Raw genomic sequence first — 25653 nt, 5'->3', positions numbered from 1 at the left:
TACTCAACCATCTTCCTCTTCGTCTTCCGCGTTGGAGTACTTTTCCTCCTACTCCTGTTGACGATTTCTTTTGCTTCAATTCCTCCTAATTGTAAAAAACCTACACCTGTCAGGGGAAGAGTGGGAGGTGTGGGAGGTGTGGGAGGTGTGGGAGGATGGTGAAGAAATCTTTCCCCCCACACTCCCCCCTCTCCCCACACTTCCCCCTCTCTATATACTCCCCACACTCCCCTCTCTCCCCACACTTCCCCCTCTCTCTACACTCTCCTCTAATTAGCAATTGTGACCGGGGGAGTGCTGCCATTAGAAGTCACACCTGGGGTTGAGACTTCGTTGACGCGCTTGATTTTAGCTCCCAATTGCTGCAACTTGATATCAAGACGATCGTAACCGCGATCGAGGTGATGCAAGCCTTGGAAAGTGGTTTGTCCGTCAGCCGCCAAGCCAGCTAAGACAAGGGCTGCTGATGCTCGCAAGTCTGTACCAATAACAGGCGCACCCGATAAATTGGGGACTCCACGCACAAAAGCTGTGTTACCTTTGACGCGAATATCTGCACCCAAGCGGTTTAACTCGGAAGCATGGCGCAAGCGATTTTCAAAGACAGACTCGTTAATGATGCTGTCACCTTCTGCTAAGGTGAGCAACGCCATGAACGGTGCTTGCATATCTGTGGGGAAACCAGGATGGGGCAAGGTTTCAATATATGTCGCCTTGAGAGTTTCCGCAGGTAGTATTCGCAAGCAGTCTGGCGCTTCTTCAATAATCTGCACGCCGATTTCCCGCAGTTTGGCAATTACGGGAATTAAATGGTCGGGTACAACTGGAGATAATAAAATGTCCGAACGTGTAATTGCACCAGCTACCAAAAAGGTGCCGGTTTCAATGCGATCGGGGATAATGCTGTAGTCAACAGAATGCAATTGCGGGACACCTTCAATGGTGATGACACTAGTACCAGCACCGTGAATTTTGGCTCCCATTGCGTTACAGAAATTCGCCAAATCAGCAACTTCTGGCTCACGCGCCGCATTTTCGATGATAGTTTCGCCATCAGCCAGGGTAGCCGCCATCATCAATGTTTCAGTTGCGCCTACGCTGGGAGTATCGAGGTAAATTTTGGCTCCTTTTAATCTGCCTCCATTGGGAACATAAGCATTACAAATGCCATGTTCAATCTGCACCTCGGCTCCCATTGCTTGCAGTCCCCGGACGTGCAAGTCAACTGGTCGAGCGCCAATTGCACAGCCACCTGGTAAGGGCATTTGTGCCACCCCTAGCCTAGCCAGAATGGAACCAATGGCAAAAAAACTGGCTCGTAGCTGAGTTACGAGTTCGTAGGGAGCTTTAGATGTGGTGATATTACTGGCGTTAATGTCTAAAATGTCGCCTTGGTGTGAGACTTTTACACCTAAAGCTGATAAAACTTGTCCCATTTTTTCGACATCCGCCAACAAGGGAACATTGCGGATGTGACAATCTCCAGAACAGAGCAATGCTCCAGCCATGATTACCAGTGCTGAATTTTTTGCCCCGCTAATTTTGACATGACCGTGCAAACGATGCCCACCGAAAATTTGCAAGACTGAGGAGTCTGCTTGAGGTGCAAGCTTGGCATCTGGTAAGCTGGTAGAAGGATTAATAAGCCTACCTCCAAAAATAATACTTAATTTTCAAGGGTTGAAGTTGGTTTTGATTCTACAGTAAAGATTTCATTTGTCTACATCTTGGATTAATCAATATATTTTTTGGCTCGTGAATTGAGGGCAGAAAATAACGGTAATTAATCTCAGATGTAATGGTAAATTTCAATACTTCGTAGACTATAGGCGCTGTTTTTTAGGGATGGTCTTTGAGTTGTAGGAAACTCAACCACCCATCATAGTTCCCAATCTGCAATTTAAAATATCTACGACACAGAGATTTTGAATATAAGTTGACAAAAATAAATAATTAAGTAATAATTAGAAATTGTCGATTAAAAAATGCCAGCGGAACTGGCGGAATTGGCAGACGCGCTAGATTCAGGTTCTAGTGCCGCAAGGCTTCCGGGTTCAAGTCCCGGGTTCCGCATTTTAAAGTTAAAAAGTAAAAGTTAAAAGGCAAAAGAAACTTTTACTTTTTACTTTTTACTTTTTACTTTTGCCCTTAATTGTGTTAACTAGTTTACAAAACCCTCTCGTTAAGCAAATTCGCAAGCTGCACTCTACTAAGGAGCGTCACAAGCAGGAGTTGTTTTTGCTGGAAGGGACGCATTTACTAGAAGAAGCTTGTGCGGTAAATTATCCCTTAGAAACGGTGTGTTGTACACCAGACTGGCAAGCGGCTCATGCTTCCTTGTGGGAGAGGTTATGTAGTCGTTGTGAAAGGGCAGAAATTGTCAGCGAGGAAGTTTTAGGAGCGATCGCTACTACAATACAACCAGATGGTGTAGTCGCCACAGCTAGACGCAGCGAATCTTTCAATCAAATCCCCTTTGATGGCATTGTTTTAGCTTTAGAAACCATCCAAGACCCAGGGAATTTAGGTACGATTATTCGTACAGCTGCGGCGGCTGGTGCATCGGGATTATGGTTAACTGGTGATAGTGTAGATTTAGATAATCCAAAAGTGTTGCGTGCTAGTGCTGGACAATGGTTTCGCTTAAATATGGCAGTGAGTGAAGATTTATTAACCACAGTCCAGCAAAGTCAGCAGGCTGGAATGCAAGTGATAGCGACTTTGCCGACAGCAAAATTAACTTATTGGGAAATTGATTGGCGCAAACCCAGTTTAATTTTATTGGGGAACGAAGGCGCAGGTTTATCGGCAGACTTGGCAAACATGGCAGATAAACAAGTCAATATTCCCCTGAGTCCTGGAGTTGAGTCTTTAAATGTGGCGATCGCAGCTGCTTTAATGTTATACGAAGCTCGGCGACAAATAACCACAAACTAACGCAACATTACTTAGTCTTTTCTTCCAGATATTGTTCAATATCAGCCACCGCATCCTCAAAAGCGGCTAAATCAATTTCTGTTAAATCATCAGCTAGTTCAATATCGATTGGTTCTTCAATCTGGGTTTCGTCGTCTTCAGTCAGACCTTGCTGTAGAATACCTTCCAACTGGTTGAGAGATTGTTCAAACTCTTGATTAGCGGCGCGGCGCTGTTGATGATCATTTTGCTCCATCATACTGACTGAAAAATATTGATTTACTAACTTTAGTTTTAAATTGCAATTCCTACAAATTTCTATTTTGCATATATACAACCTTGATGGCTATCTACTGTATCTACTTTACACATTTAGCACTTAAGTATGAATCCGCAAAATCAACGGATTAGGCGATCGCATTCCTCGATAAACTGCAAACATTCCAAAATTCGATTGACAAACTCCACATACACTAATTAGCATTGAATTAAGTGCTAATTAAATGTTTATATGCTAATAAACTTATCAAAAGATATACATTCTCTCACCGAGTTTAAGCGTAATACTACTGAGTTTTTACAAAGGATCAAAGAAACAAAACATCCGTTAGTTCTGACTGTCAACGGAAAAGCAGAGTTGGTTGTTCAAGATGCGGAATCTTATCAAGAACTTTTAGATGCTGCTGAATTAGTAGCAACCTTAAAGGAAATTAAACTTGCTTTGGAACAAATGCAGCCAGGACAAGGAGAAAAAGCAGAAAATTTTTTCCATGAACTGGAACAAGAAATCCGCGAATTGTTACCACAACGCTATAGAAAACGTGATGAAGTGCTGGGGCGTATTCGTCAACGAGTCGAGGCTTTACCGATAGAAACAGAAAGCCGTGTACAGACTTGGAAATCAGCAGGACAATCCTGATGGTGATTGATAAGATAGCAATTCAATCTAATACTCTAGTGTTAACTTATGATCAAAAACTAGTGGCTAAGTTTGGCGATCGCATTATATTGCTGGAATAGATGACAGAATATTCCACAGATGATATTTTCAACAATAGAGATCGCCTTCACAACTCCATGATTCCGCTTCAGAACACGAAACTTCGAGTAAAAAGGTCAAGCGATCGCCTTCACAACTCCATCATTCCACCTCAGAACACGAAACTTCGAGTAAAAAGGTCAAACGATCGCCTTCATAACTCTATCATTCCGCTTCCGAACACGAAACGCCGAGTAAAAAGCTCAAGCGATCGCCTCTACAACTCCACCATTCCACCTCAGAACACGAAACTCCGAGTCAAAAGCTCAAGCGATCGCCTTCAGAACTCCATCATTCCATCTTAGAATACGAAATTTCATGTTTAGGCGATCGCTGTTATGATTCGGAGGATAGGCGATCGCGCAAATATGCTAAATTTTTACGACAAGTAATAGTATTTGGGTGATTTACTCCTAAACGTCGCTCTAAAATTTCTAAAGCTTGGCTATAAAGGAATTCAGCTTTGGTGTAATTTCTTTGGATAGTGTAGAATAATGCCAGATTATTGAGGCTCGTAGCTACATCAGGGTGATCTTGTTGCAGCAGGCGTTGTCTCATCTCTAAAGCTTGGTGATGAAGCGGTTCAGCTTCGTTATACTTTCCTTGAGTTGTGTAGAGTAACGCTAGATTGTTGAGACTTTGTGCAACATCAGGATGTTCATTTCCTAGCAGGCGTTGCCTCATTTCTAACGCTTGGCGATAAAGCGGTTCAGCTTCGCTGTACCTTCCTTGAGATTCGTAGAGACTTGCTAGATTGTTGAGGCTTGTAGCTACATCAGGATGCTCCTGCCCCAGTAAGCGTTGCTTCATTTCTAAAGCTTGGCGATGAAGCGGTTCAGATTCGTTATACCTTCCTTGAGTTGTGTAGAGTAACGCTAGATTGTTGAGGCTTTGTGCAACATCAGGATGCTCTTTTCCCAGCAGGCGTTGCCTCATTTCTAAAGCTTGGCGATATAGAGGTTCAGCTTCGCTGTACTTTCCTTGGGATTCGTAGAGACTTGCTAGATTGTTGAGGCTGCTAGCAATACTAGGCTGTTCCTCTCCCAGCAGTTTGCGCTTTAGTAATAAAGCTTGGAGAAAAAGGGTTTCGGCTTCGCTATATCTGCCTTGGGAACGATAGAGATACGCTAGATTATTGAGGCTGGTAGCTAAGTCTTTCTCTAAACCTAACTGTTTTTGCAATTCTACAGCCTTGCTTAAATACTTAATGCCTAATTCTTGCTCTTTCTTATAATTTTGAAACTCACTACGTTCCAGCCTTCTCCTATAGATATCTCCTAAGCTAAAGTATAAAGTTGCTAAAGTTTTATCTTTAGCACCTCGCTGTTCTAAATCTTGAATAAATCCTTGCAAATCTTCTATAGGTAATAAATAATCATTGTCATCATCAAAACCAGATAATTCATTATCCCTAAAAACAAAACGAATAGGTTCTAATTCTCTAGCAGAAACAGTGTTTTTCCTTATAGGTGCAAACCGAAAAACACCATTACGCCAACTCCAAAAATCAGGCGCTTTTTTAATTAACTCAACTAATATTTCATTAGTAACCCACAAGACAATGGCAAAAGGAAATGCCCTTAATGCTTCCCTAGTCCATTGTAAATAACCGAAAAAAACCTCTTTTTCTGAACGTTCCTTACCCTGTTTGACAAGATAAAGCTGTTCTGCGCCAGTCACGCTAATTACTGCTGGGTTATGTTGCTGCAAATATTCTTCACTTCTGATTAATTGAGAAATAGCAGCAGTTAAACTCGGTTCGCCCCTTGCCAATGTCGTCCGATAGCAATGGATTTGTGGCTGTAATTCTGCCTCATACTGGGCAATAATCTCATCCCGAAAACTAGCATCATCACAAACACCTATTAGCAAATTCAAACGATTTGCTTTAGCCTCAATGGAAACAGTTAAATACTCATAAGCTTCTCTATTTTTATCATCTTTCAGCAAGTCTTCATTCATGATTAATTAATCAACCCCCTACGTTTCAAAGTTTCTATAAGAATAGGGTGTACATCATACCAAGTTTCATCATTACGATATTCCAATATAAACAACCCATGCAGTAGTTCTAAAAACTCCGACTGCTTTACATCATCAGGTTCAAAATCTTCATAAATAGTTTTCAAAATTTTAAAATCTTCTTTTCCTAAACGCAGAGAAAGTTCATTACGAATTTCTTTGATGGCTTGTTCTATAACTTGGCTATCAATTACAATTTTTGCTTCTGGTGTCTGCTTGATCAGCCGTAAACAAATAAGACAACATACATTAGCTATACGAATTAACTCCCGCAACACTCCTCCACTGTAAACAACAATTTTTTCTGCGGCTGACTTATCTATTAATTCACTAGAAATGCGTTTTTGTAATATTTCACATAAAATATTATTTGCTTCAGTCCGAGGCTTGGCATCAATTAAGCGATTGTCGCTCTTACTAAAAATTTTAATAACAGGCATTACTACAATTCGGTAGTTGCTTTCTGCCTTAATAATATTCCAGAGAAAAGTGTTACACATTACCGCAATCGGGACAGTGTAAATAATCCTAATATTAGGTTGAAAGAGGGATTTAATGTTGTATCCATAAATTTCATTAACTCTTTCCAAATCTAGTTTATCTAAGTCATCAATAATGACTATAGTTTCTTTCTTACTAGCAGTTTGAATCAACGCCGCAATTTCATTAATTCGTGCGACTAAATCAGATATTTTGCGTTCAAATTCCTGTGTGATTTCTTCTCTAACTTTGGCATCAGCTTTTAATTGGGCTTTAATAGATTTGAGCAAATCAAAACCTACTTCAAGCCCACCGCCTAACTCTGTCTCTGTAGTTCGAGTGCGCGTTGCAAACCACCCGTAGATTTTCTCTTTAATAGATTTATTGATTTCTACTTTGCGTGCTTCGGCTTCAGACATTAAATTAAGTGCGATCGCAAACAAAATATTAATATGATCAACAGCCGACCTTTCAATACTGTCAGCAATAGAAAATAACACTACAAAATAATTATCTTCAATTTGTCTACTTAACTCAGCTAATAAAGACGATTTACCGCATCCTGTATGTCCAGTAAAGATAATCTTCGCATCACCATTAGGACTATACTCAATGTATTGAATCAACTTTTCTATAGAATCATTACCATAATCCACTCTAAAACTTTCTGTTTCTTTCTTTTCTAGCAGTGGAAATAATTCGAGATTGGCATATGCTTGTTTAAAAGATTCTTGTAATTCGTTAGACATTGGCTCTAAAAAAATAATATTTTTACTGCCTATTTATGTTACTGCCTACCTAGCCTCAACTCAGAAATCTTTCCTTTATTTTTTCGTATCTCTGCTGGAAAAGGAAATATTACTTCCTTTCATCCTAACGCCAAAAAAACATTACCCCCCTCCGCCGCCGGAGAGGGGTTAGAAATGAGACATTAAAATTCCCACTATAGACACTCAGCACTCAGCACTCAGCACTCAGCACTACCTAATAAGCGTCTTGTAACTCGTAAAAATCAGGCGAGATGTAATCTTTCCGCAAAGGCCAACCCACCCAATCTTCCGGCATTAAAATCCGCTTCAGGTTGGGATGTCCTTCGTAGATTATGCCGAACATATCGTAGGTTTCGCGTTCTTGCCAGTCTGCGGTTTTCCAAATCCAGTAAACTGAAGGGATTCGGGGATTTTCTCTGGGGAGGAATACCTTAACTCGCACTTCTTCCGGTTTATCAGCATTATCACCAACTTTGACTAAGTGATACACACTGACTAAATCCTGTCCTGGGCCAAGGTCAATACCCGATTGAAACTGGAGATAGTTAAACCCATAAGCATACAAAGCTGTAGCAATGGGTAGTAAAAATTCTGGCCCGACTTTAATAATCTCTACGCCATTTTTATCAGGCGCTAAAGATTCATGATCAAAGCCATTTTCTGCTAACCATTGCGAAATCGGCCCAGCCGGAACTAAGGCATCTTGTCCTGCGGGTACTGGTTTAGACTCTTCATCAGCCACGGTTCAATTCCTCCTTGGTTTGAGAAGTTAGCAGCGCAGGTGGTACTGGTAAACCAATTGCTTCTGTTAATTCTTTGGGTGGAGTGAAGCGAGTTTCTGACTGCATATACTTGCCAGTTAAAATTTCTGCAACTGGCTTCAAGTTGTGAGTTGTACTGTAAAAGCGGTGGGTTTGCTTGATTTGAGCGCGTTCTTGCATGGAATCATTAGCAATTTTCTTCCGCAGCTTAATGATTGCATCAATAATCGCTTCGGGGCGGGGAGGACAACCAGGTAAATACACATCTACCGGAATTAACTTATCAACTCCGCGTACAGCTGTGGGAGAATCGACGCTGAACATCCCGCCAGTAATTGTACAAGCGCCCATAGCAATCACATATTTTGGCTCAGGCATTTGTTCATAAAGACGCACTAACTGGGGTGCCATCTTCATCGTGATTGTGCCGGCGGTAATAATCAAGTCAGCTTGACGGGGACTGGAACGGGGAATTAAACCAAAGCGGTCAAAGTCAAACCGAGAGCCAATTAAAGCTGCAAACTCAATAAAGCAGCAAGCTGTCCCAAACAGCAAAGGCCAAAGACTGGAAAGCCTAGCCCAGTTGTAGAGGTCATCAACCGTTGTCAAGATAATATTTTCTGAAAGGTCTTGAGTGACTGTCGGACGCTCAATGGGGTTGATGATTTGCTCTTTGTTTTGGGTGCTTAAATCAGAATTCAAGACCATTCCAAAGCTCCTTTACGCCATGCGTAAACTAAAGCAATTACAAGAATTGCAATAAAAATTAGCGCCTCAATGAATGCTAATAGCCCTAAACGGTTGAAAGCAACCGCCCAAGGATACAAGAACACAGTTTCTACGTCAAAGACGACAAAAACCAGCGCAAACATATAGTAGCGAATGTTGAATTGAATCCAGGCTCCACCGATGGGTTCCATCCCAGATTCATAAGTTGTGCGGCGTTCCAGGCTGTTACCACTGGGTCTGAGAAGCTTGGAAGCAGAAAGCGCCAGGGCTGGCACTAGGCTACAGATAATTAAGAAGCCTAGGAAGTACTCGTAACCGCTAAGGACAAACACAATGAATTTCTACCGCTTATGGTGTAAATAACGCTGTTACTTTCTTTTACATTATATCTTTTCGAGTTTTCTGAAATCTGGGAAACAGACGGATTTCAGGTATTTGATTCGTTTGTATGAGTGATAGAAAAGTCTAACAGTTATGTCATAATTTTTAACGTATATTTAATAATTCCCCTCTGGGAGACCTTAGCCATGAGCGAACAAGCTGTTGAGACTCCAGCGTTAGACCGCTATGAGTGTCGCGCCTGCGGTTATGTTTATGAACCTGAGAAGGGAGATGATAAGCATGATATCCCTTCCGGGACACTGTTTACAGAGTTGCCTGTAAACTGGCGTTGTCCAGTTTGTAGTGCTAAAAAAACTGCTTTTACCAATATTGGCCCGGCTGGTACAGCATCTGGTTTTAAAGAAAATCTGGGTTTTGGCTTGGGTGTGAACAAACTGACTCCAGGGCAGAAGAATATCTTAATTTTTGGGGCTTTGGCTCTGGCTTTCTTGTTCTTTATCAGTCTTTACGGCTTACAATAAGACCCGCTATCTTGCTTTACCGATTTTAGAGAGCGATCGCATCTCTTAAGGTAAAACTTAAACGAATTTAGAAAACACTAAGAAATACTGATGCAATCCATTGTGAAAAGTTGGCAACGCATAATTGCCTGTTTGATAGTAGTTGTTTTGTGTATAGGTTGTAGTAAAGTGCCTTCCACTAGCTTCAACCCTTGGGAAATTATTACTGTGCCAACCAACGAGAAGTTGCTAGATATCGCTTTTACCCAAGATTCTCAGCATGGTTTTTTAGTAGGCAGCAACGCCACACTTTTAGAAACTCAAGACGGTGGTAAAAATTGGCAACCCTTGTCCTTAGCACTGGATGATTCTCGATATCGCTTTGATTCTGTCAGTTTTTCTGGCAAAGAAGGTTGGATAGTCGGTGAACCTTCCCTATTACTGCATACCACCGATGAAGGTCGTTCTTGGTCACGCATTCCTTTAAGCGAAAAGTTACCGGGTAATCCCATTTCTGTTCACGCAGTGGGAAGCAACTCCGCAGAAATGGCTACAGATGTGGGCGCAATTTACAAAACTACTGATGGTGGTAAAAATTGGAAAGCCCAAGTCGAAGCTGCTGTTGGTGTAGTACGGAATATGCAGCGTTCTGCTGATGGTAAATATGTCGCAGTTTCGGCTAAGGGTAGCTTTTACTCGACTTGGGAACCAGGACAAAATGCTTGGGTTCCCCATAACCGCATTAGTTCTCGGCGGGTAGAAAATATGGGTTTCAATGATAATGGCCAACTGTGGTTATTAGCACGCGGTGGTCAGATTCAATTTAGTGAACCCAATAACGCCGAAGAATGGCAAGAAGCTTTATATCCAGAGTTATCCACCAGTTGGGGTTTACTGGATTTGGCTTATCGCACACCCGAAGAACTGTGGATAGGCGGTGGTAGCGGTAACTTGCTGCGGAGTACTGATGGTGGTAAAACCTGGGAAAAAGACCGTGATGTGGAACAGGTAGCCGCTAATCTATATAAAATAGTCTTTCTCAGTCCCGACCAAGGATTTATCATTGGCGATCGCGGTGTATTGCTGAAATATAACGCCAGGGCTGAAAAAACTGCGTCAGAAAAAGCAGCTTAGACATAACCAGAGTTTAAGTGTTAATTCTGATTTATGAGAACAGCGTTGCAAGTTGTAACTCTTTCTAAACTTTGTAGGATAATAAACTCAATAACAGTCTTTGTGAAGGTAGGGATCTAAATGTCAGGTACCACTGGAGAACGTCCGTTTTCGGACATTATTACCAGCATTCGTTACTGGGTAATTCACAGCATCACCATCCCAGCATTATTTATTGCAGGTTGGCTATTTGTTAGCACCGGGCTGGCTTATGATGTATTTGGCACACCTCGCCCTAACGAGTATTACACACAAACACGGCAGGAAGTGCCAATTGTGAATAACCGTTATGAAGCCAAGAAACAAGTTGAAAAATTTATTGGAAAGTAGTTTGAAATCATGACTAGCGGAAATAACATCAATCAACCAGTTACCTATCCAATTTTTACAGTTAGATGGCTGGCAGTTCATACCTTGGGTGTGCCAACCGTGTTTTTCTTGGGCGCGATCGCCGCAATGCAATTTATTCAACGCTAGGAGCAAATCATGGAAAGAACGCCCAATCCCAATAACCAACCGGTTGAACTTAACCGTACTTCTTTATACCTGGGATTGCTACTGATTTTTGTTCTAGGTATTCTCTTTTCCAGTTACTTCTTTAACTAACTGGAACTGTTTTTGGGAAACTTTGTTTATCTAAAATTTGTGTTGATTTGTTGTTAAGGGAGGAGGAAAATCTGTGTCTGCTGGAACTGGAAGAATTCCCCTGTGGGTTGTCGCTACAATCGCAGGTTTAGGCGTAATTACTGTTGTAGGTATCTTCTTCTACGGAGCCTACGCTGGGATTGGTTCTTCACTATAAAAGTGGTTTGAACCTCATAATATAGTAGGAGGCAGAAAACAGGAGGCAGAAGGCAGGAGGTAAAAATCTTATTATTCCTAATGTTAAAGCTTCCAAAATTTCCTAACATATCTGACTACCGCTATATATCCACTAAATTTTCTAGCACTTACTTGTTTAGAAAATAGTACAAAAAAACCGCCTGACTCTTGGAGTTAGGCGGTATTTTAAGTATTAATTGATTGCACAATCTAGTGAATTGTAAGGAAGTGATAATTAATTGGCTACTAAAATTTTTACCAATTAATTATTACTAAATACCTATTTAGGCAATGTCATCACGCTCAATGTATAACAACAGAAACGAGAATGTTGCAATTGGCAGAACCCAACCAATAATAGGTACAAAGATAGGAGACAAGAAAGATGCAGAATAAGCAAAAATTTGGGGGAAAAGTTCAGTGGACATGGTAAAGGTTCCTGTTAAATCACACTACAATTCAAAATGAGCTTACTGCAAATTCAGTCAGATTTTTTAAATTCTAAAGATTTTTAACACAGTTATGTAAAGCAGGTGTTTACAAACCCAACAATTCATCTAACTGATAATTTGGTAAATCTGGTGGAATTACAGTCCTGACAGCCGAGGCTTTGTGACTTTCTTGTTGAGTAGATGGATTAAAGGCGATCGCTTCTAAACGAATTTCCACACAGCCAAAGGGAATATTGATCTGAGTCATCACCTCTACACCACCCAAGGCTTTAGGTAGCAAATCATTTAACACATGAGGGCCATCCAATAACCCGCGAGTTTGGCAATCCTCAATCCACAATTTCACCACCACTGGCGCAGGAACTTCTGGTAGTTCTACACGCACACGCACCGACTGACCAGCAATCAGTTCGCCTGCGGGTATATGTAATTGCGGAATAGGTAAAGGTTCCAATTTTTCGCCATCTAAGGGGAATGACGCTACAGCCGGAATTGACTGCTGTGGTTGCTCGACAAAATCATCTTCTGTGGGTTCACTATCAGTATCATCAACCACAATCTCTTGCGCTAACCAAGCTCTCGGTATTTTAATCTTTTGATTTAAGGGTAGCTCTGTTAATGGCAATGAAGAGTTAGATTCCTCTTGAGGAATGTTTTCTGTTTCCACATCCGCCGAGATATTTAGCTCCTCAGATTCTGCTGTAATTATGCTTGTCTCTGGATTTTCTTCAAGCTCAGATTCTACTGTATTTATTTCCGCCTCTGTAATTTCCTCAGTTTCTGAGATACTTAAATTACGCTCTACTTCCAAATTAGCCTCGGATTCACTATCAAGAGCTTCTAACTCTGTATCAAGATTTGATGACAAATCAGCCTCAAAACTTGGCATTGGTAAATCAGTCTCTATAAAATCCTCGTCCACAGGAACAGGCTCTAAAACTTCTGTGTTACGGCGTTGCTTTGGTAGAGGCGGAAGTTCAGGTACAACATAGCCTTGGCTCTGCATCCACTTCCTAATTAACGGCGAGGAATAAGGATTAACCTCTGCTATCAATTCTGAGCTTAAGGGAGCAGCTGGTTCTAAGATGGAGTCGTCACTAAATTCCAAACTTGGTGTCACAGGCATTTCTAGCATAGACACAGCAAATAACTCAGAACTAGCTGGCGTTAATTTTTCCACCACAGAATCATTTACATCCAGGTTCTCCGACTCAGAATCGCTTGAAGTTAACGTTTCAACTACGGAATTATCTAAATCTAGATTTTCCAGTTCCGAAGCATCGGTTGAAGTTAACGTTTCAGTTACAGAATCATCTAAATCTAGGTTTTGCAATTCCGAATTTGGGGAAGTCAAAGTTTCCACTACAGCATTATCTGTCTCTGGGTTCTCAGTTTCTGGCTCAACTACCAGAGATTCTTCAACTATCGGAGAATGAGAAACATCTTCTACATCTGTCGTCTCAGTCGGTGCAGTTTTCCGGCGCTTGAGATAAGGAAAGACATTCCCCGCCATCCACCCTGGACGACTTTTAATTTCTAGCTGTTCTAAGTTAATGGGTGCTAAAGGGATGGGAGGTGTCTGGTCTTGCAAATCCCCTTCTTGTTGTCCTTCTGGGGGAACCTCTGTTAACTCATCATTAATTGCGATCGCACTTGTTTGATTTTCTGGTAACTTAGGCAATTGTGGCGATCGCCAATCTCCTGACTTTTTCAGAGACAACAAATTAATTTGCGGCGGTAAAGGCTGGCTTGGTGATGGCAGAATAGTTTGTGGTTGTGTAGCAGTAGTTTTGACCAGGTTAAACAGTTCCAAACCCAAGCTGACCGATGTTTCTGGCTCTTGACTCGGTAGAGAAACCGCTAAAGTACTAGAGTTATCAAAAAAGTTCTGCTGATAAGATTTCGCCACTGTAGCGATCGCTAATAATTCTGATACATCCGCCGTAATTGTAAAAGAGCTATTAGCTAACAATGTGACATCATCAAAATCACTGATTGCGCCATATAAACTGAGTTCACCCAAAAGCAGCTTAGATTCGCAATCAATCGGAATATTAATGGCCGAGTTAATTGCAAAAGGCAGTACATTATCTGCTAAAGGTTGCCTTACCTGAGCCAAAACTTCTGAACTTAAAGGTGAGCGTAGCTCAATTTTGGCTTCTAGTGCATAAAAAGTAGTGGGGTACTGTAGCTCATCTTCCAAATCAGGCTGTGTTTGTAACTCCACAGTGGCATTAATGCTGAGTCCTTGTCCCCAACGCGCCACATAGTTTTCTTGCTCTAAAGTCAGCTTGAGTGGTGGTAATGGTTGTATCGTTTCCTCCTCTTCTAGCTGCTCATCCTCTAACAACAAGGTGGGTAAAGCTTGATCTATTAAACTTTGTAATATTTGTTCTGCTGTTTCACCTTTTAGCCATACCGGACTTACAGGTTGATCAATCATGCCATCTTCTGATTTTTCTCCAGAAAATTGAGCAATAACCAAGCTACCATCCGGGATTTCTGCTGGAGTTTCCCCAACAGCCGATTCACTCACAACCAAGTCAAAGTCCGAAATTTCTTCTTCTATGGTGACTGACAAAGTGTCATCGCTTGTAGGTAAAGTTTCTTGTACAGACACTTCACTTACCTGCGAATTATGATCAGAGATTTCCTCAGTACTTACTGATAAAGTGCGATCGCTCGTAGGTAAAGTTTCTTGTACCAAAGAGTCATTATCAGAAATTTCCTCAGTACTTACCGATAAAGTGCGATCGCTGATAGGTAAAGTCTCTTGTACCAAAGAGTCATCATCAGAAATTTCCTCTGTGGTGACAGTTTCTTCGTCCGAAACTGTATTTACCTGTGAATTATGATCAGAAATTTCCTGTGTGGTTTCGGATAAAGTGCGATCGCTTATAGGTAAAGCGATTTCTCCTGACACTTCACTAACAGACGAGTGATGATCAGGAATTTCTTCTGTAGTAACAGCAATTGTTTCATCATTTGTAGATAAAGTTTCCGCCGCCAATTCGCTGTTGAGGGAGTTGCTATCAGGAATTTCTGCTGCGTTGACAGATAAAGTGCGATCGCTCGTATCTAAGGCTGCTTCTACAGACAATTCATCTAAATTACTCTCAGGGGCTGCTTCTAGCGTTGTGCTGATAGCATTATCACTAGCAATTGACGCAATTTCCGCCGAAAGTTCGTTAGTCACTAAGTCGCTATCTGTCTTAACCTCTGCGGCTGGAGAAATCGACTGATTACCAGCATTGATATCAACCTGATGAATATTAGGTGCATCAGACAGTGGAATTATGAAAAAGTCAAGTTCTCTTGACTCTAAATTCCCACCATCAAGTAATTTATATGCTTCAACCTCTGCCTGTTGAGACAAAACTTGTAGATAGACACTTTCTTGCCAAGACTTACCAAAAATATCTGACAACAAATCGCCAGAACAGCGTAATTCCCATAGTCCTGGCTTAAGCAGCGTAAAGGGAATCACCGCCATTAAACCTTCGGAATTAGTGCGCCGCGATAACTTTTGAATCCGCCGTTTTGGGGGAACTTCATGAGTTGTAGAGTGAGTTACCCGTACTTCCACATCTGTATTTGGCAGGTTAGAACGAGCTAAAACTCTGTACCGACCCTCCAAAATTTGTAGATTTGGCGATTCTAAAGTGTGCCAAGAGCGATCGCCCTGTTTCTGGATGAGAAATTGCCAGTGTTCCATTTTGAGTGATGCCCAGACCGAAGAGCAGCTGAGTAATATTTTGCATTACTTTGCTTGCAAGTTTACCTCAGCAATTTATAATTGCATCACTTAATATCATGTTTTGAGCTAAACACTAACATTTTTTTATCAATCGGCACATATCACAACAGATCAAACGCTAATAGTCAGCAAGAAACCAGATAGTATCCAAATAATTAAACAGGGTCAAGACAAACTGTATCCAATCACTACAAACTTGATGGGATAGATTGACTTCACCCAGCTAATTAAAATTTATTGATATAATTCGAGCAATTTACGGAAATTTCAGCCGTCAAACTCCATAAAGGCTGTGATAGTAAGCCAAAATTTGCTGCACACGTTGTCGGCTTGCAGGACGAGAGTTAGGCGACCAAGATATCCACAAACCATCAATTTGACTTTGGTTGTAATCAAATTGTTGAGATGACTGGGGAATTAAACCCGCCTCAACTCCTTCAACTTGACGTAAATGAGCAGCTATCTCTCGATAGACAGCTAGAGGTAAACCAGTAAATTCAAATTTTTCCTGAGTATCCATCCTTAAGATGCTCCAACAGCAGTTAGATTTCGGGTTGGTAGAGTTGATGAAATTGCATTGCCATTAACAGCCGATGTGACTGATGGCGTTGAGTCAGTCGGGGCTTCTCCTACCATTCTGGCAACTTCAATACCGTATTGTTCCAGAATCACGATCGGATTTGAACCCTGATTCATTTCAATGCGTTTGATCAACAAACCATTTGCTAATCGCTGTCCCGCTTGTACATAGCGGCTAGAAGGCTCATTGGGAATTTTAATAATAGCTTGGGGTTCTCTACCAATCAAAACTACACCAGTCACCACCACTGCTTTCGCTAAATCTGGTTGGGGTGTAGAGGGTAATACAGAACCAAAAGGGTTGCTGGGAACAACCTGCGGCAAAACCTTGGGCAGAATAGTGGTAGTTCCCGCCAATGCAATAGGAGTTTTTCTAGTACTAGCACTGTTGATCGGCACTTTGCGATTCTTGACAATAGCTACCGATAAAGGAGGTAAGCGAGGAATTTGCTTGGCGTTGGGATTTTTGCCAACTTCAGCACTAATTGGGGTAATAATCTGGGCAAATGGATCTGGCCTTCCTTTAGTTACTAAATCTATCCGGGTTTTACCATCAGTGGGTTGAATTAATGTAGGAGAGGTAAAGGCAACGTTAGTGACCTTTTTTGTGGACACCACAGGGTTATTAAATGGTTGAGCCGCCTGGGTTGGTGGTGCTGCGGCTGGGGCTGCGGCGGGTGGTGCTGGTGTTCCTGGAGCCTCTGGAGCCGGTGCAGGAGTACTAGCTTGCGGTGTGCTTTCTGATGCACATCCAGCGATCGCCAAAGTTAGAATAGTTGCAATTGCAATTTTTGATTTTCTGCCCATTGGCTGTTCTCAAAAGCTATAGAAAATTTGCTTGTGGAAATTAACAAAGCCTGTATTTATTTCAGGCAAAGTATTTCACCTTTATAACCTAAATTATTAAATTTTAAGGGCTGGTTTCTGCATAATTAAACCAGTACAAATACGGTTTTATTTTGCTGGTATTCAATCATCTGCTGTACACATCAGATGTTTTAATGAATCCAAACCTTTTTTTACTCTCCGCGAAACCGTCACAACACTAATTCCCAAGTGTTCTGCTACTTGTTTTTGTGTCAAATCCTGCAAAAAGACACATTCTAAAACTTCTCTAGTACATTTTTCGAGTTGAAACAATGCTTGTTGTAAACGCAGTTGGTCTTCTTGAGCCAGTTGAAAGCTGCGGTAATGAGGATCAGGTACTAATTCTCCTAAACTAGTAGCACCTTCTTCTGAGTCTTGAACTGGCACATCTAAGCTGAGAGGAGCGCGATTAATCCACGCTAATTTGATTTCTTGCCACTCACTGAGAGTAATTTCCAATGCTGATGCTAATTCAGAATCGGTGGGTTGGCGATTATATTTTTCTCGTAAAGAACGAGACACGCCAATTGCTTGCTGTTGTATTGCTAAATAGCGTCTGGGAATTCTTACTGTCACACCTTTATCCCGCAGGTAGTGTTGAATTTCACCACGAATATAGGGAATAGCAAAGGAACTAAAAGCGTGACCTTTAGAAATATCAAATCTTTCAATAGCTCGAATTAAACCTAAACAACCAACCTGGAGTAAGTCATCATAGCTTTCACGACATTGATTAATCCAGTAATGAGCTTCTTTTCTTACCAGTCCAAAATTCAGTTTTACCAGTTGATTGCGAATATTTTCTGAGCGAGATTGCTTATATTCTCTCAACAACTGCCAAATTTCATGCTTCAGTTCGTTGGTGGCTGTGGTAGGCATAGCACCGCATTTATTTAGCAAATAAACAGTAGGTTAAGTGCGTTTAAACAAGCCAAGATTACAAAATTTCACAGCAAGTAATTGGCTATATGCACTAATAAAGGTTTTTGTCGTCATACAGCACTGCTACTACTATGAAATCTTGAACAATCGAGCAATATTTAAATCGGCAAAATTGTTTTTTATTTATTTAGATTTGGTATTATCTGTAGCTAATAAAAAACTACATAGAAACAAAATATAAAATAATTTACTTAATTTCAAACCGAGATTGTACTTAATTTGTTTACCTGGGTATGAAGTTTGTTTATAATAATTTTCTGACCTAAATTAAGATGTATTTTTTCAGTATGGTTACGGTATACAACAAAATAATTAATACAATTTTTACAAATATTCAGTAGACCTAAGTTCAAGGTAGGAAATAAGTAGGGGCGGGTGGAGCCAATCAATGATGTGGGTAGATGAAATTCTTCATTAACCCGCCCGTACAGGAGTGGGGAGTAGGGAAGCCAGTAAGGCCTAAAAAGCAATAAAAAAAGGGCGAAAAGCCCTTTAATTGTGAAATATGTTGCCATTTAGGTCAATTTAGCTCAAAATCCACCTTTCCATTTTCTAAAGACTGATTTGAAGCCTAATGGCTTTAAATTTTGATCTTAAATGCCAGCAATGTGCTGAGTTTAAGAACGAGTAGATTCAACTCTGGCATAGAATAAACCGCGAATCTTCACTTCCTTGGGTTCACCGGCTCCTAAGTCAGTATCAGATGGTTGTTCGCTCTCAAAAGTACCTGCAATTTCACCGCTAGAACTATCTATTTTAGCTACTTGCAGAGAAATCTTGCCTTTGAGAATATCAGCACGCTTCACATTTGCACGGGTGAGTTCTTCGTCATCTGCTTGAGCAGGAAGAGCCACAGCATTATCATAGCCAGTCACAATACCGCGACCTTTGGGGTCTAGGAAGGCAGCACCACGGTAAGAAGGCACTTTAAATTCACCTTCAAAGTCTGTAGAAGTATTGATGCTGGTCAAACTAGGCTGTGTTTGAGCCACTAGGTTTTTAATGGTGAAGAGGAAAGGTACTCGCTCACCACCAGGAAGTTGAACTGTGATCGCTTGGAAGTCTAAACCATCTTCTTCAACAAAAGTCAAGCTACCATCTGAGTTGAACTTCAGTGGCCCTTGTACTTGGTCAATGGTAGAAGTGTATCTGGTTAACAATTTGCCAGTTACAAATTCAGCTACTTGGCGTTTATTAGCTGGTTCTTCTTTGACAAAGAAATTAGTAGGTTCCAAACACAGTTCTTTAATGGCGTAAGACTGGCTACTGTCAAGGGGAATAGAGCCACGGCTAGTTTCTGCCAATTGAGGACATTTGTTAGCCAAGCCTGTTCCACGAATTTGTTCGTAGGTGAGTACTTCTCTAACACTAGCCTCTGGAGCATCACTGCAAGCAGTTAATAGCCCTAGGCATAAAGCCAAGAATGCAACAATTAAAGCGCGATACCTCATGGTCAACCTCAATGTCAAAAATTAATATCTAAGTTGTAAAACTGCACGAAGTTTTGATCTCTGACGAAAAGCAGTCCTCACTGACAGCAAGCTGTTCCCGAAAGTTAGGCTTTGCTGCATCAATGACGCTTTTAACATCGTTCCGACCTCTCACCTTGCAACTACCATAGGCATTTGCAGGGTTTTTTGAAGTCGTTCTGTATTATGTATGTATTGCCACTACATACAGCCCATTGCTTTATAGGGAAATCAGCCAGATCATACGATTTTTTTTAACTCAAAATCAAAGCACTCTAGTTTAAAGTAGGAAGTCTTTGATCCTATCTAGCTTCCTGAGAGGCTGTAATCAAAGCCACCACTCTCTTTTGCTGAGAATTGCTATGTTCTGCAATTTGTGTTGAGTGAGCAAAATTAGTTTAGGACTGAGGCCGCAAGATTGTCTGTTGAGACTGGGTGTAAGGAACTCAACGAAAAATAATTCATCAGCCACTCCTAGCAGCTTACAGAAGCCGTATCTTTATGACTGTGAGGATTATGTATAGGCAAGAGGCGATCGCGCCTGAAAGCTGACAATCTTCGGTAAATTTGAGTAGACCTAATTTTGACAGAGAGAGTTGCATGAGCAACAAAAGTTTTGAATCAATAGATTTTGTCGAGCAACTAGAGAAGATTGCCACAGCTGTACATGATGTAGCGAGAGATTGCCAAGGAAATCCATTGGCGCTGTTGACCTTGCTGCGGCAGTTGGAGTATTTACATCGCTCAATTCGGGATGGTGCTTTTCAGGATAGCCTACCCGATAATCGCCAGCAACTTTACTCACTCCTGAAAGATATTGAGTCTGAGGGTGGCTGGCCTTACATTGAAAGAATGAGATTGCATACGTTTTTAGTAAATTTGCAACCAGAGGTGATAGCAGAAAACGGCGATTAAAAAGCTTGAGGCGCGATCGCACTGACTTACCTCAAGGGAAATTTTGACTGACTGCGATTAATCCCATCACACAACAAGCGATCGCCCCCCTCGACATTGTAGTTGTGGTTGAGGTAATTCTCGGCCCAGTTACAACCACGCAGCAGTAAGTCTTCCAAATGTAAGTTCCACAAAATAATTGTGTTATCATCGCTTGCTGATGCTAATGTCTGGCCATCGGGGCTAAAACTCACACTCAAAACTGGAGCGCGATGACCATTCAAGGTTTTAATTAGCTTGCCATCACGACTCCACAATTTAACTGTACTATCCCAACTAGCAGCAGCCAATAATTCACCATTCGGACTGAATGTCACGGAATTTACACTATCGCTGTAGCCCTTTAACAGTGTTTTTAACAAAGTGCCATCGCGTCGCCATAATCTCACGGTGTTATCCCAACTAGCAGAAGCGATTAATTGGTCAGTAGGGCTGAAACTGACACCCAATACCCAACTGTCATGGGGTGAAAATGTTTTGATCAAGGTGCCATCACGCCGCCAGAGTTTGACGGTTTGGTCATCACTAGCGGAGGCCAACAACTGGCTATCAGGACTAAAGTTAACGGCGTTGACCCAACCTTGGTGTCCGACTAAGGTTGTGATTAATTGACCATCACGACTCCAAAGTTTAATTGTTTTATCTTTACTGGCTGATGCTAATAACTGGCCATCAGGGCTAAAACTCACACCCATGACGCTATCTGTATGTCCTTGTAAGGTTTTGAGTAAAGTGCCGTCACGCCGCCAGAGTTTAACTGTTTTGTCATAACTACCGGATGCGATTAATTCACCGAAGGGATCAAAACTTACACTGGGAACTTTCTCTGTATGCCCGACTAAGGTTTTGTAAAGTCTGGTGGTGGCTTCGCCATTGATAATTTCTTTTTGCCAGAGTTTGACGGTGCGATCGCGGCTCCCAGAAGCCAACATCTGCCCATCAGGACTCCAAGCTACACTCAAAACTCGATCTTGATGCCCCCGCAAAATTGGTAATGATGGTGCATCTAGACTCCAGAGTTTAACACTTTTGTCATAGCTTCCTGATGCCAAGATTTTGTTATCTGGGCTAAAAGCTACACTGGCTACCGCATCACTATGACCTTTAAAGGTTTTAATTAATGCACCAGTACTACTCCACAGATTAACCGTATTGTCATCACTTCCTGATGCTAACTTTTGTCCATCAATGCTGAAGCTCAAGCTCCAAATTGTACTGGTGTGCTGTTCTAAATTTTTATAAGCTTGAAAGTCAAAGTTATTGTTGCTATTTTGCTGGCGCTGCCACAATTTAATGATTTTGTCTCTACCTGCTGATGCAATCATTTGCCCATCTGGGCTGAAAGCCACAACAGTTACACCATTTTGATGCCCAGACAGTGTTTTTACGAGTGTGCCATCACGCCGCCAAATTTTGACAGTGCGATCATCACTCGCAGAGGCAATTAATTGACCATCAGGACTAAAGCTGACCCAATTCACCCAGCCTTGATGCCCTTTGAGGACTTTAACTAAGGTACCGTCCTTGCGCCAGAGTTTGACTGTAGCATCTCGATTACCTGTGGCTAATAACTCGCCATCAGGGCTGTAAGTTACGCAATAAACCCAATCGCGGTCTATTAGGATTTTGGCTGGTTGTAAGTCAAATTCGCCAGTTACGGGGTTTTTCTGCCAGATTTGCACGGTTTTATCAAGGCTGGAAGATGCCAGACTTTGCCCATCTGGACTAAAACTCACACTGGTAACTGACTCAGTATGCCCTTTGAGGGTTTGTAATAAAGTGCCATCGGGTCGCCAAAGTTTCACAGTTTGATCCCGACTACCCGATGCCAAAAATTTACCATCAGAACTAAAGGCGACACCCCAAACAATATCAGTGTGTCCTTCCAAACGATTTAATTCAGAAACGCCATAAACTGCCTGTTGTAAAGCAGTTACTACACGCATTCGAGTTTCTGGTAGTACTTCGTTGGCTTGTTTTAGCTTTCTCCAGGCGCGTAACCCTTCTAGGAGGGCATCAAATTCTTTATTGGAGGCGAATAAAGCTTCACTTGTGGCTGCGATCGCGCTAATTTTTAAATTAGTTTCACTACGTTCTGCCCGAATTGTTTGACGAATGGCGGCGCGTTTTTGCAAGTCAGCTTGCCACCATAAAGCTGCAATAGTTCCACCCATGACTGCCAAAATCACACCTGCTATGCGTGCTTCCCGCAACCGCCGTTGCAAAATCAAATTCAGATGTTCTTGGGAAAGTTTTTGGGCGACTTCGGCGCGTTTTTTTTCAGATTTGACTTTTTCCAGTTCCGCAACTATGCCGTAGCTATTGCGTTGGCGAATTGGTTCGACTAAATAATCATGGACTAATTGATAGCGATCGCCCAACTCTTCACGCAAGCGCAATATCAATCCTGAACCTACCAAAATTTCCAGAATTAATTCCCAATTTGATGGGGTTCCTGATGTGGGATAAATATGTGAGCCTAAAGCAATGGCTAAATCAGATTTGGTCTTGAGAGGACGAAAACCTTTTTCATCAGTGAGTTCAAATAATAATTGCCAACTCAACTCTTCATTTTCTTGACCACAATCTTTAATTACTTCCTCTAGCCACCGCTCTACTAACTTCGCCGAACCACCACAAATTTTGTATTGTTCTAGTGTAGTAATATTTTCTGCTTGTAACTGCACTCCCACAATTTGCAGTTCAATTGGATTGACTTCCTTGGCTTCCCCGGCTAAATCTTGGACTAGTTGATGAATTAATTCATCACTCATTTCATAGTGGGATCGTTTGATGAAATTATAAATAATACCTGTCGTATTTTCTATAGAAAATTTACCTAAAAAGTACCGAATATCTTTATCTAAAATATTTTTATTAATTACACCTAAATCATATATATTATCAGTGTTATCTTTGCTCAAACGCTCAAATTCTAATAAATAATGTAAATAATCTTCGCGTAAAGAAATAATCATTTTTACATAGGGAATATTTAAACAGGCACTAAAAAATTTATAAAATTCTAATCTTTGGCAGGTGTTACTAGTAAAGAAAAATTCTTCAAACTGGTCAAAAATAATCACAGTAATATGATTACATTCAGTTGCTAGACGTAACTTTTCTAGTAAGATATTCGAGTTGAATTCCACGGCAATTGCTAATTCTGATTGTGCTAAGGCCTGATTGATACTTCGTCCTAAAGCTGTTACCCAATCTGTGTATCCTGATAAAACAATAGGTAAAGGAATTCTTTCACCAATCACTCTTGCCTTTAAAGCGGGAACTAAACCTGCTTTAATTGTTGAACTTTTACCAACTCCTGACTGTCCATGTATAATGGTCAATTTATGGTCAGCACGGGTAATTCTTTCAATTAACCGATTAACATCTTGCAGTCTTCCTGAAGCCGCAATTTCTTGAGCGATATCTTCAGGAATAAAGGGAATTGTTTGGGTATCTAAAACCGGGTTAATTCGATAACGTTTGGGCTGTAACTGACTTGCACCAATAAATACACGAAAGCCATATTGATGTTCTATGTGAATTTTTTCTTGCTTGAGATTGAAGGCTTCTGCATAATCATGACGCTCAAAAAAGTATAGCGATCGCAATTCCTCTAAAATTTCTAAATACAGCGATGGTTCATACTGTAATTCACAAACAACCCTTGCCCATTCTAAATGACTAATTGCTTCTTCCCACTGCCCTAAATGTCTCTGCGTCCGAGCTAATAATAAAAGATACCAACTTTCTTGCTGACGAGAAACTTCTGTAGCTAATTCTGCAATTGAAAGTGCTGTATTAGCTAATTCATGAGCCATTACCCAATTATGGCGCGATGCTGCTACCTCTGTTAAAAAACCATAACTTTGGGCAACTTTAGCGGTATTACCATAGGTTTCATGCAGACGTAAGGCTTTTTGGGCTAATACTTCTAATTCATCCCAATATTTGAGACGTTGTAGCATTTCACAAGCAGGGATAATAAATTTTGCTACTAAGTCTTGTCTTTGTAATTTTTCTAATAAATCTAAACATTTCTGAAACCAGGAAAGAGCATGTTGACAATAGTTACTATTCGTAATTTGATATAAATCAGCCATGCGGCGATAACACAGACCAAGATGAAATAAAACTATTGCTTGCCGAATGCGATAAGCAGAATTACATTCATTCTTTTCATCAACACCCTCTATTTTTGGAACAGCTTCATTCTCTCTCATTCCATCTCTTTGCCACAAACTTAAGCTTCTTTGATAATGCCCTAATGCGCTATTAATTTGGTCATTAGCATACTTATCTCTACCTAAGACAAATTCTAAACTAGCTTCTAAACCAGGCTCTAACTGCACATTATATAGACGTAATAAATCATTTCTGGCTGCATCAATTTCATGACGATGTTGTGATTTTGGTGCTAAATTCAAATCAGCATTAGACAGAAATTTTTCTGCACCTAATTCTAAAAATTTAGCAAATAATGATTCTGTCTCTTGACGGATTAAGGCAATTAAATCTTCCTTGGCTAATTCAAACTTAATAGTGGTGGCAGCCCAACTTTTAAAATCAGGTGCGAGTTTTGTTAGCATTGTTGCTACTTCATCTTGTAGCCACAACACTACAGGAAAAGGAAAAGCTGCTGTATAAATATCTCTAGCTTGATTCAGACTTGTTAATAAATCTTCCAGCGCCAGAATTGATTCTAGACCAAAAACCATGACTGCTGATGGTAAAGAATCAGTAATGACAGCAGGATTATCTAGAGACAATTTGGTGATAATTGTTGTATGTAAAGCTTTAGTTTCGGGTTGTAAATAAATTTCTTTTAAATTGATATCTTTTGTCAGAAAGCGAATGCTTTCTAGCATTTTCTCTCTTAAATGGCTGTAATTACATCGCACTAGAATCAGAGCAAATTGCCCTTTAGAAAGTTTGATTGAGCGAACTAATCTTTGTAGAGAATGCCTATTATGATTAACGCTTTCTACTGTGAATGGGGATTTTGTCATATTTCAAAACTGGAATTCAGCCTCAACAGAAGAAATTGCCCATTATAAATTAGTCATTAGTCAAATT

Annotated in this window: 22 protein-coding genes, 1 tRNA gene and 2 pseudogenes; 10 read left to right on the top strand and 15 right to left on the bottom strand. The window is 40.9% G+C overall.

The features are described 5' to 3' along the window. Nucleotides 1-269 precede the first annotated feature (269 nt). A complete protein-coding gene (murA, locus tag H6G74_RS27565; RefSeq protein ID WP_190970707.1) occupies nucleotides 270-1643 on the bottom strand; it encodes a UDP-N-acetylglucosamine 1-carboxyvinyltransferase in 1374 nt (457 codons plus the stop codon). A 348-nt stretch (nucleotides 1644-1991) separates the two neighbouring features. Here murA and H6G74_RS27560 point away from each other — a divergent pair. Together H6G74_RS27560 and H6G74_RS27555 are read left to right on the top strand one after the other, a co-directional pair. Then, nucleotides 1992-2073: transfer RNA gene (locus H6G74_RS27560), tRNA-Leu, on the top strand. An 81-nt stretch (nucleotides 2074-2154) separates the two neighbouring features. Beyond that, complete coding sequence (locus tag H6G74_RS27555; RefSeq protein WP_190970703.1) at nucleotides 2155-2937, top strand: TrmH family RNA methyltransferase; 783 nt, start codon at nucleotides 2155-2157, stop codon at nucleotides 2935-2937. A 7-nt stretch (nucleotides 2938-2944) separates the two neighbouring features. Here the strand turns inward: H6G74_RS27555 and H6G74_RS27550 are convergent, their stop codons facing one another. Continuing rightward, complete coding sequence (locus H6G74_RS27550; RefSeq protein ID WP_313888521.1) at nucleotides 2945-3175, bottom strand: hypothetical protein; 231 nt, start codon at nucleotides 3173-3175, stop codon at nucleotides 2945-2947. Between the two features lie 252 nt (nucleotides 3176-3427). Between H6G74_RS27550 and H6G74_RS27545 the strand changes: the two are divergent. Next, nucleotides 3428-3694: pseudogene (locus tag H6G74_RS27545) on the top strand (type II toxin-antitoxin system Phd/YefM family antitoxin); the annotation flags it as partial. Between the two features lie 597 nt (nucleotides 3695-4291). Here the strand turns inward: H6G74_RS27545 and H6G74_RS27540 are convergent. From H6G74_RS27540 to ndhC, 5 genes are all read right to left on the bottom strand, one after another. Further along, nucleotides 4292-5917: a tetratricopeptide repeat protein gene (locus H6G74_RS27540; RefSeq protein ID WP_190970699.1), complete on the bottom strand. Its 1626-nt coding sequence runs from the start codon at nucleotides 5915-5917 to the stop codon at nucleotides 4292-4294. A gap of 2 nt (nucleotides 5918-5919) precedes the next feature. Further along, a complete protein-coding gene (locus tag H6G74_RS27535) occupies nucleotides 5920-7206 on the bottom strand; it encodes a P-loop NTPase fold protein (protein WP_190970698.1) in 1287 nt (428 codons plus the stop codon). Nucleotides 7207-7441: 235 nt separating this feature from the next. Further along, the gene (locus H6G74_RS27530) at nucleotides 7442-7969 is read right to left on the bottom strand and encodes an NAD(P)H-quinone oxidoreductase subunit J (protein ID WP_062295762.1); all 528 of its coding nucleotides are present in this window, start codon (nucleotides 7967-7969) and stop codon (nucleotides 7442-7444) included. Continuing rightward, nucleotides 7962-8696 (bottom strand): photosynthetic/respiratory NAD(P)H-quinone oxidoreductase subunit K, encoded by a 735-nt coding sequence (ndhK, locus tag H6G74_RS27525; RefSeq protein WP_062295764.1) that lies wholly within the window; start codon nucleotides 8694-8696, stop codon nucleotides 7962-7964. The genes H6G74_RS27530 and ndhK overlap by 8 nt, the downstream gene beginning before the upstream one ends. Beyond that, a complete protein-coding gene (ndhC, locus tag H6G74_RS27520) occupies nucleotides 8687-9049 on the bottom strand; it encodes a photosynthetic/respiratory NAD(P)H-quinone oxidoreductase subunit C (RefSeq protein ID WP_190587926.1) in 363 nt (120 codons plus the stop codon). The genes ndhK and ndhC overlap by 10 nt, the downstream gene beginning before the upstream one ends. Nucleotides 9050-9244: 195 nt before the next feature. Between ndhC and H6G74_RS27515 the strand changes: the two genes are divergently transcribed. The 6 genes from H6G74_RS27515 to H6G74_RS27490 all read left to right on the top strand — a co-directional run bounded on the left by H6G74_RS27515 (nucleotide 9245) and on the right by H6G74_RS27490 (nucleotide 11534). Beyond that, nucleotides 9245-9580 (top strand): rubredoxin, encoded by a 336-nt coding sequence (locus H6G74_RS27515; RefSeq protein WP_190870619.1) that lies wholly within the window; start codon nucleotides 9245-9247, stop codon nucleotides 9578-9580. Nucleotides 9581-9670: 90 nt separating this feature from the next. Beyond that, complete coding sequence (locus H6G74_RS27510) at nucleotides 9671-10693, top strand: photosynthesis system II assembly factor Ycf48 (protein WP_190970696.1); 1023 nt, start codon at nucleotides 9671-9673, stop codon at nucleotides 10691-10693. A 120-nt stretch (nucleotides 10694-10813) separates the two neighbouring features. Further along, complete coding sequence (gene psbE, locus H6G74_RS27505; protein ID WP_190970694.1) at nucleotides 10814-11062, top strand: cytochrome b559 subunit alpha; 249 nt, start codon at nucleotides 10814-10816, stop codon at nucleotides 11060-11062. A 9-nt stretch (nucleotides 11063-11071) separates the two neighbouring features. Beyond that, nucleotides 11072-11209, top strand: coding sequence for a cytochrome b559 subunit beta (gene psbF, locus H6G74_RS27500; RefSeq protein ID WP_015115279.1), 138 nt, complete (start codon nucleotides 11072-11074; stop codon nucleotides 11207-11209). A 9-nt stretch (nucleotides 11210-11218) separates the two neighbouring features. Beyond that, a complete protein-coding gene (locus H6G74_RS27495) occupies nucleotides 11219-11338 on the top strand; it encodes a photosystem II reaction center protein L (RefSeq protein WP_071989460.1) in 120 nt (39 codons plus the stop codon). Between the two features lie 73 nt (nucleotides 11339-11411). Further along, nucleotides 11412-11534 carry a photosystem II reaction center protein J gene (locus H6G74_RS27490; RefSeq protein ID WP_062295774.1) on the top strand — a complete coding sequence of 41 codons (123 nt, stop codon included), beginning with the start codon at nucleotides 11412-11414 and terminating at the stop codon, nucleotides 11532-11534. Nucleotides 11535-11838: 304 nt separating this feature from the next. Here the strand turns inward: H6G74_RS27490 and H6G74_RS27485 are convergent, their stop codons facing one another. The 7 genes and pseudogenes from H6G74_RS27485 to psbO all read right to left on the bottom strand — a co-directional run bounded on the left by H6G74_RS27485 (nucleotide 11839) and on the right by psbO (nucleotide 19602). Then, nucleotides 11839-11982 carry a photosystem I reaction center subunit VIII gene (locus H6G74_RS27485; protein WP_190587924.1) on the bottom strand — a complete coding sequence of 48 codons (144 nt, stop codon included), beginning with the start codon at nucleotides 11980-11982 and terminating at the stop codon, nucleotides 11839-11841. Between the two features lie 109 nt (nucleotides 11983-12091). After that, on the bottom strand, nucleotides 12092-14929 hold the full coding sequence (locus H6G74_RS31965; RefSeq protein ID WP_449289977.1) for a hypothetical protein: 2838 nt from the start codon (nucleotides 14927-14929) through the stop codon (nucleotides 12092-12094). 441 nt (nucleotides 14930-15370) lie between these two features. Next, nucleotides 15371-15721, bottom strand: a pseudogene (locus H6G74_RS27480) (hypothetical protein); the annotation flags it as partial. A gap of 316 nt (nucleotides 15722-16037) precedes the next feature. Continuing rightward, a complete protein-coding gene (locus H6G74_RS27475) occupies nucleotides 16038-16283 on the bottom strand; it encodes a hypothetical protein (protein WP_190587923.1) in 246 nt (81 codons plus the stop codon). A 2-nt stretch (nucleotides 16284-16285) separates the two neighbouring features. Next, nucleotides 16286-17149 carry a hypothetical protein gene (locus H6G74_RS27470; RefSeq protein WP_190970692.1) on the bottom strand — a complete coding sequence of 288 codons (864 nt, stop codon included), beginning with the start codon at nucleotides 17147-17149 and terminating at the stop codon, nucleotides 16286-16288. Between the two features lie 162 nt (nucleotides 17150-17311). Then, nucleotides 17312-18088, bottom strand: coding sequence for an RNA polymerase sigma factor SigF (locus H6G74_RS27465; RefSeq protein ID WP_190970690.1), 777 nt, complete (start codon nucleotides 18086-18088; stop codon nucleotides 17312-17314). A gap of 680 nt (nucleotides 18089-18768) precedes the next feature. Continuing rightward, nucleotides 18769-19602 (bottom strand): photosystem II manganese-stabilizing polypeptide, encoded by an 834-nt coding sequence (psbO, locus tag H6G74_RS27460; RefSeq protein ID WP_190970688.1) that lies wholly within the window; start codon nucleotides 19600-19602, stop codon nucleotides 18769-18771. 618 nt (nucleotides 19603-20220) lie between these two features. On the opposite strand from psbO, the gene H6G74_RS27455 reads away from it, so the two are divergent. Next, the gene (locus H6G74_RS27455) at nucleotides 20221-20535 is read left to right on the top strand and encodes a hypothetical protein (protein WP_190587920.1); all 315 of its coding nucleotides are present in this window, start codon (nucleotides 20221-20223) and stop codon (nucleotides 20533-20535) included. Nucleotides 20536-20561: 26 nt separating this feature from the next. Here the strand turns inward: H6G74_RS27455 and H6G74_RS27450 are convergent, their stop codons facing one another. Continuing rightward, nucleotides 20562-25586 carry a WD40 domain-containing protein gene (locus H6G74_RS27450; protein ID WP_190970686.1) on the bottom strand — a complete coding sequence of 1675 codons (5025 nt, stop codon included), beginning with the start codon at nucleotides 25584-25586 and terminating at the stop codon, nucleotides 20562-20564. Between the last annotated feature and the right edge of the window lie 67 nt (nucleotides 25587-25653).

Source organism: Nostoc spongiaeforme FACHB-130 (assembly GCF_014698475.1).
In the GTDB taxonomy this organism is placed as follows: domain Bacteria; phylum Cyanobacteriota; class Cyanobacteriia; order Cyanobacteriales; family Nostocaceae; genus Nostoc_B; species Nostoc_B spongiaeforme.
Note: the sequence above shows the minus strand (reverse complement) of the source record. Positions and strands in the feature narration are given on the sequence as shown.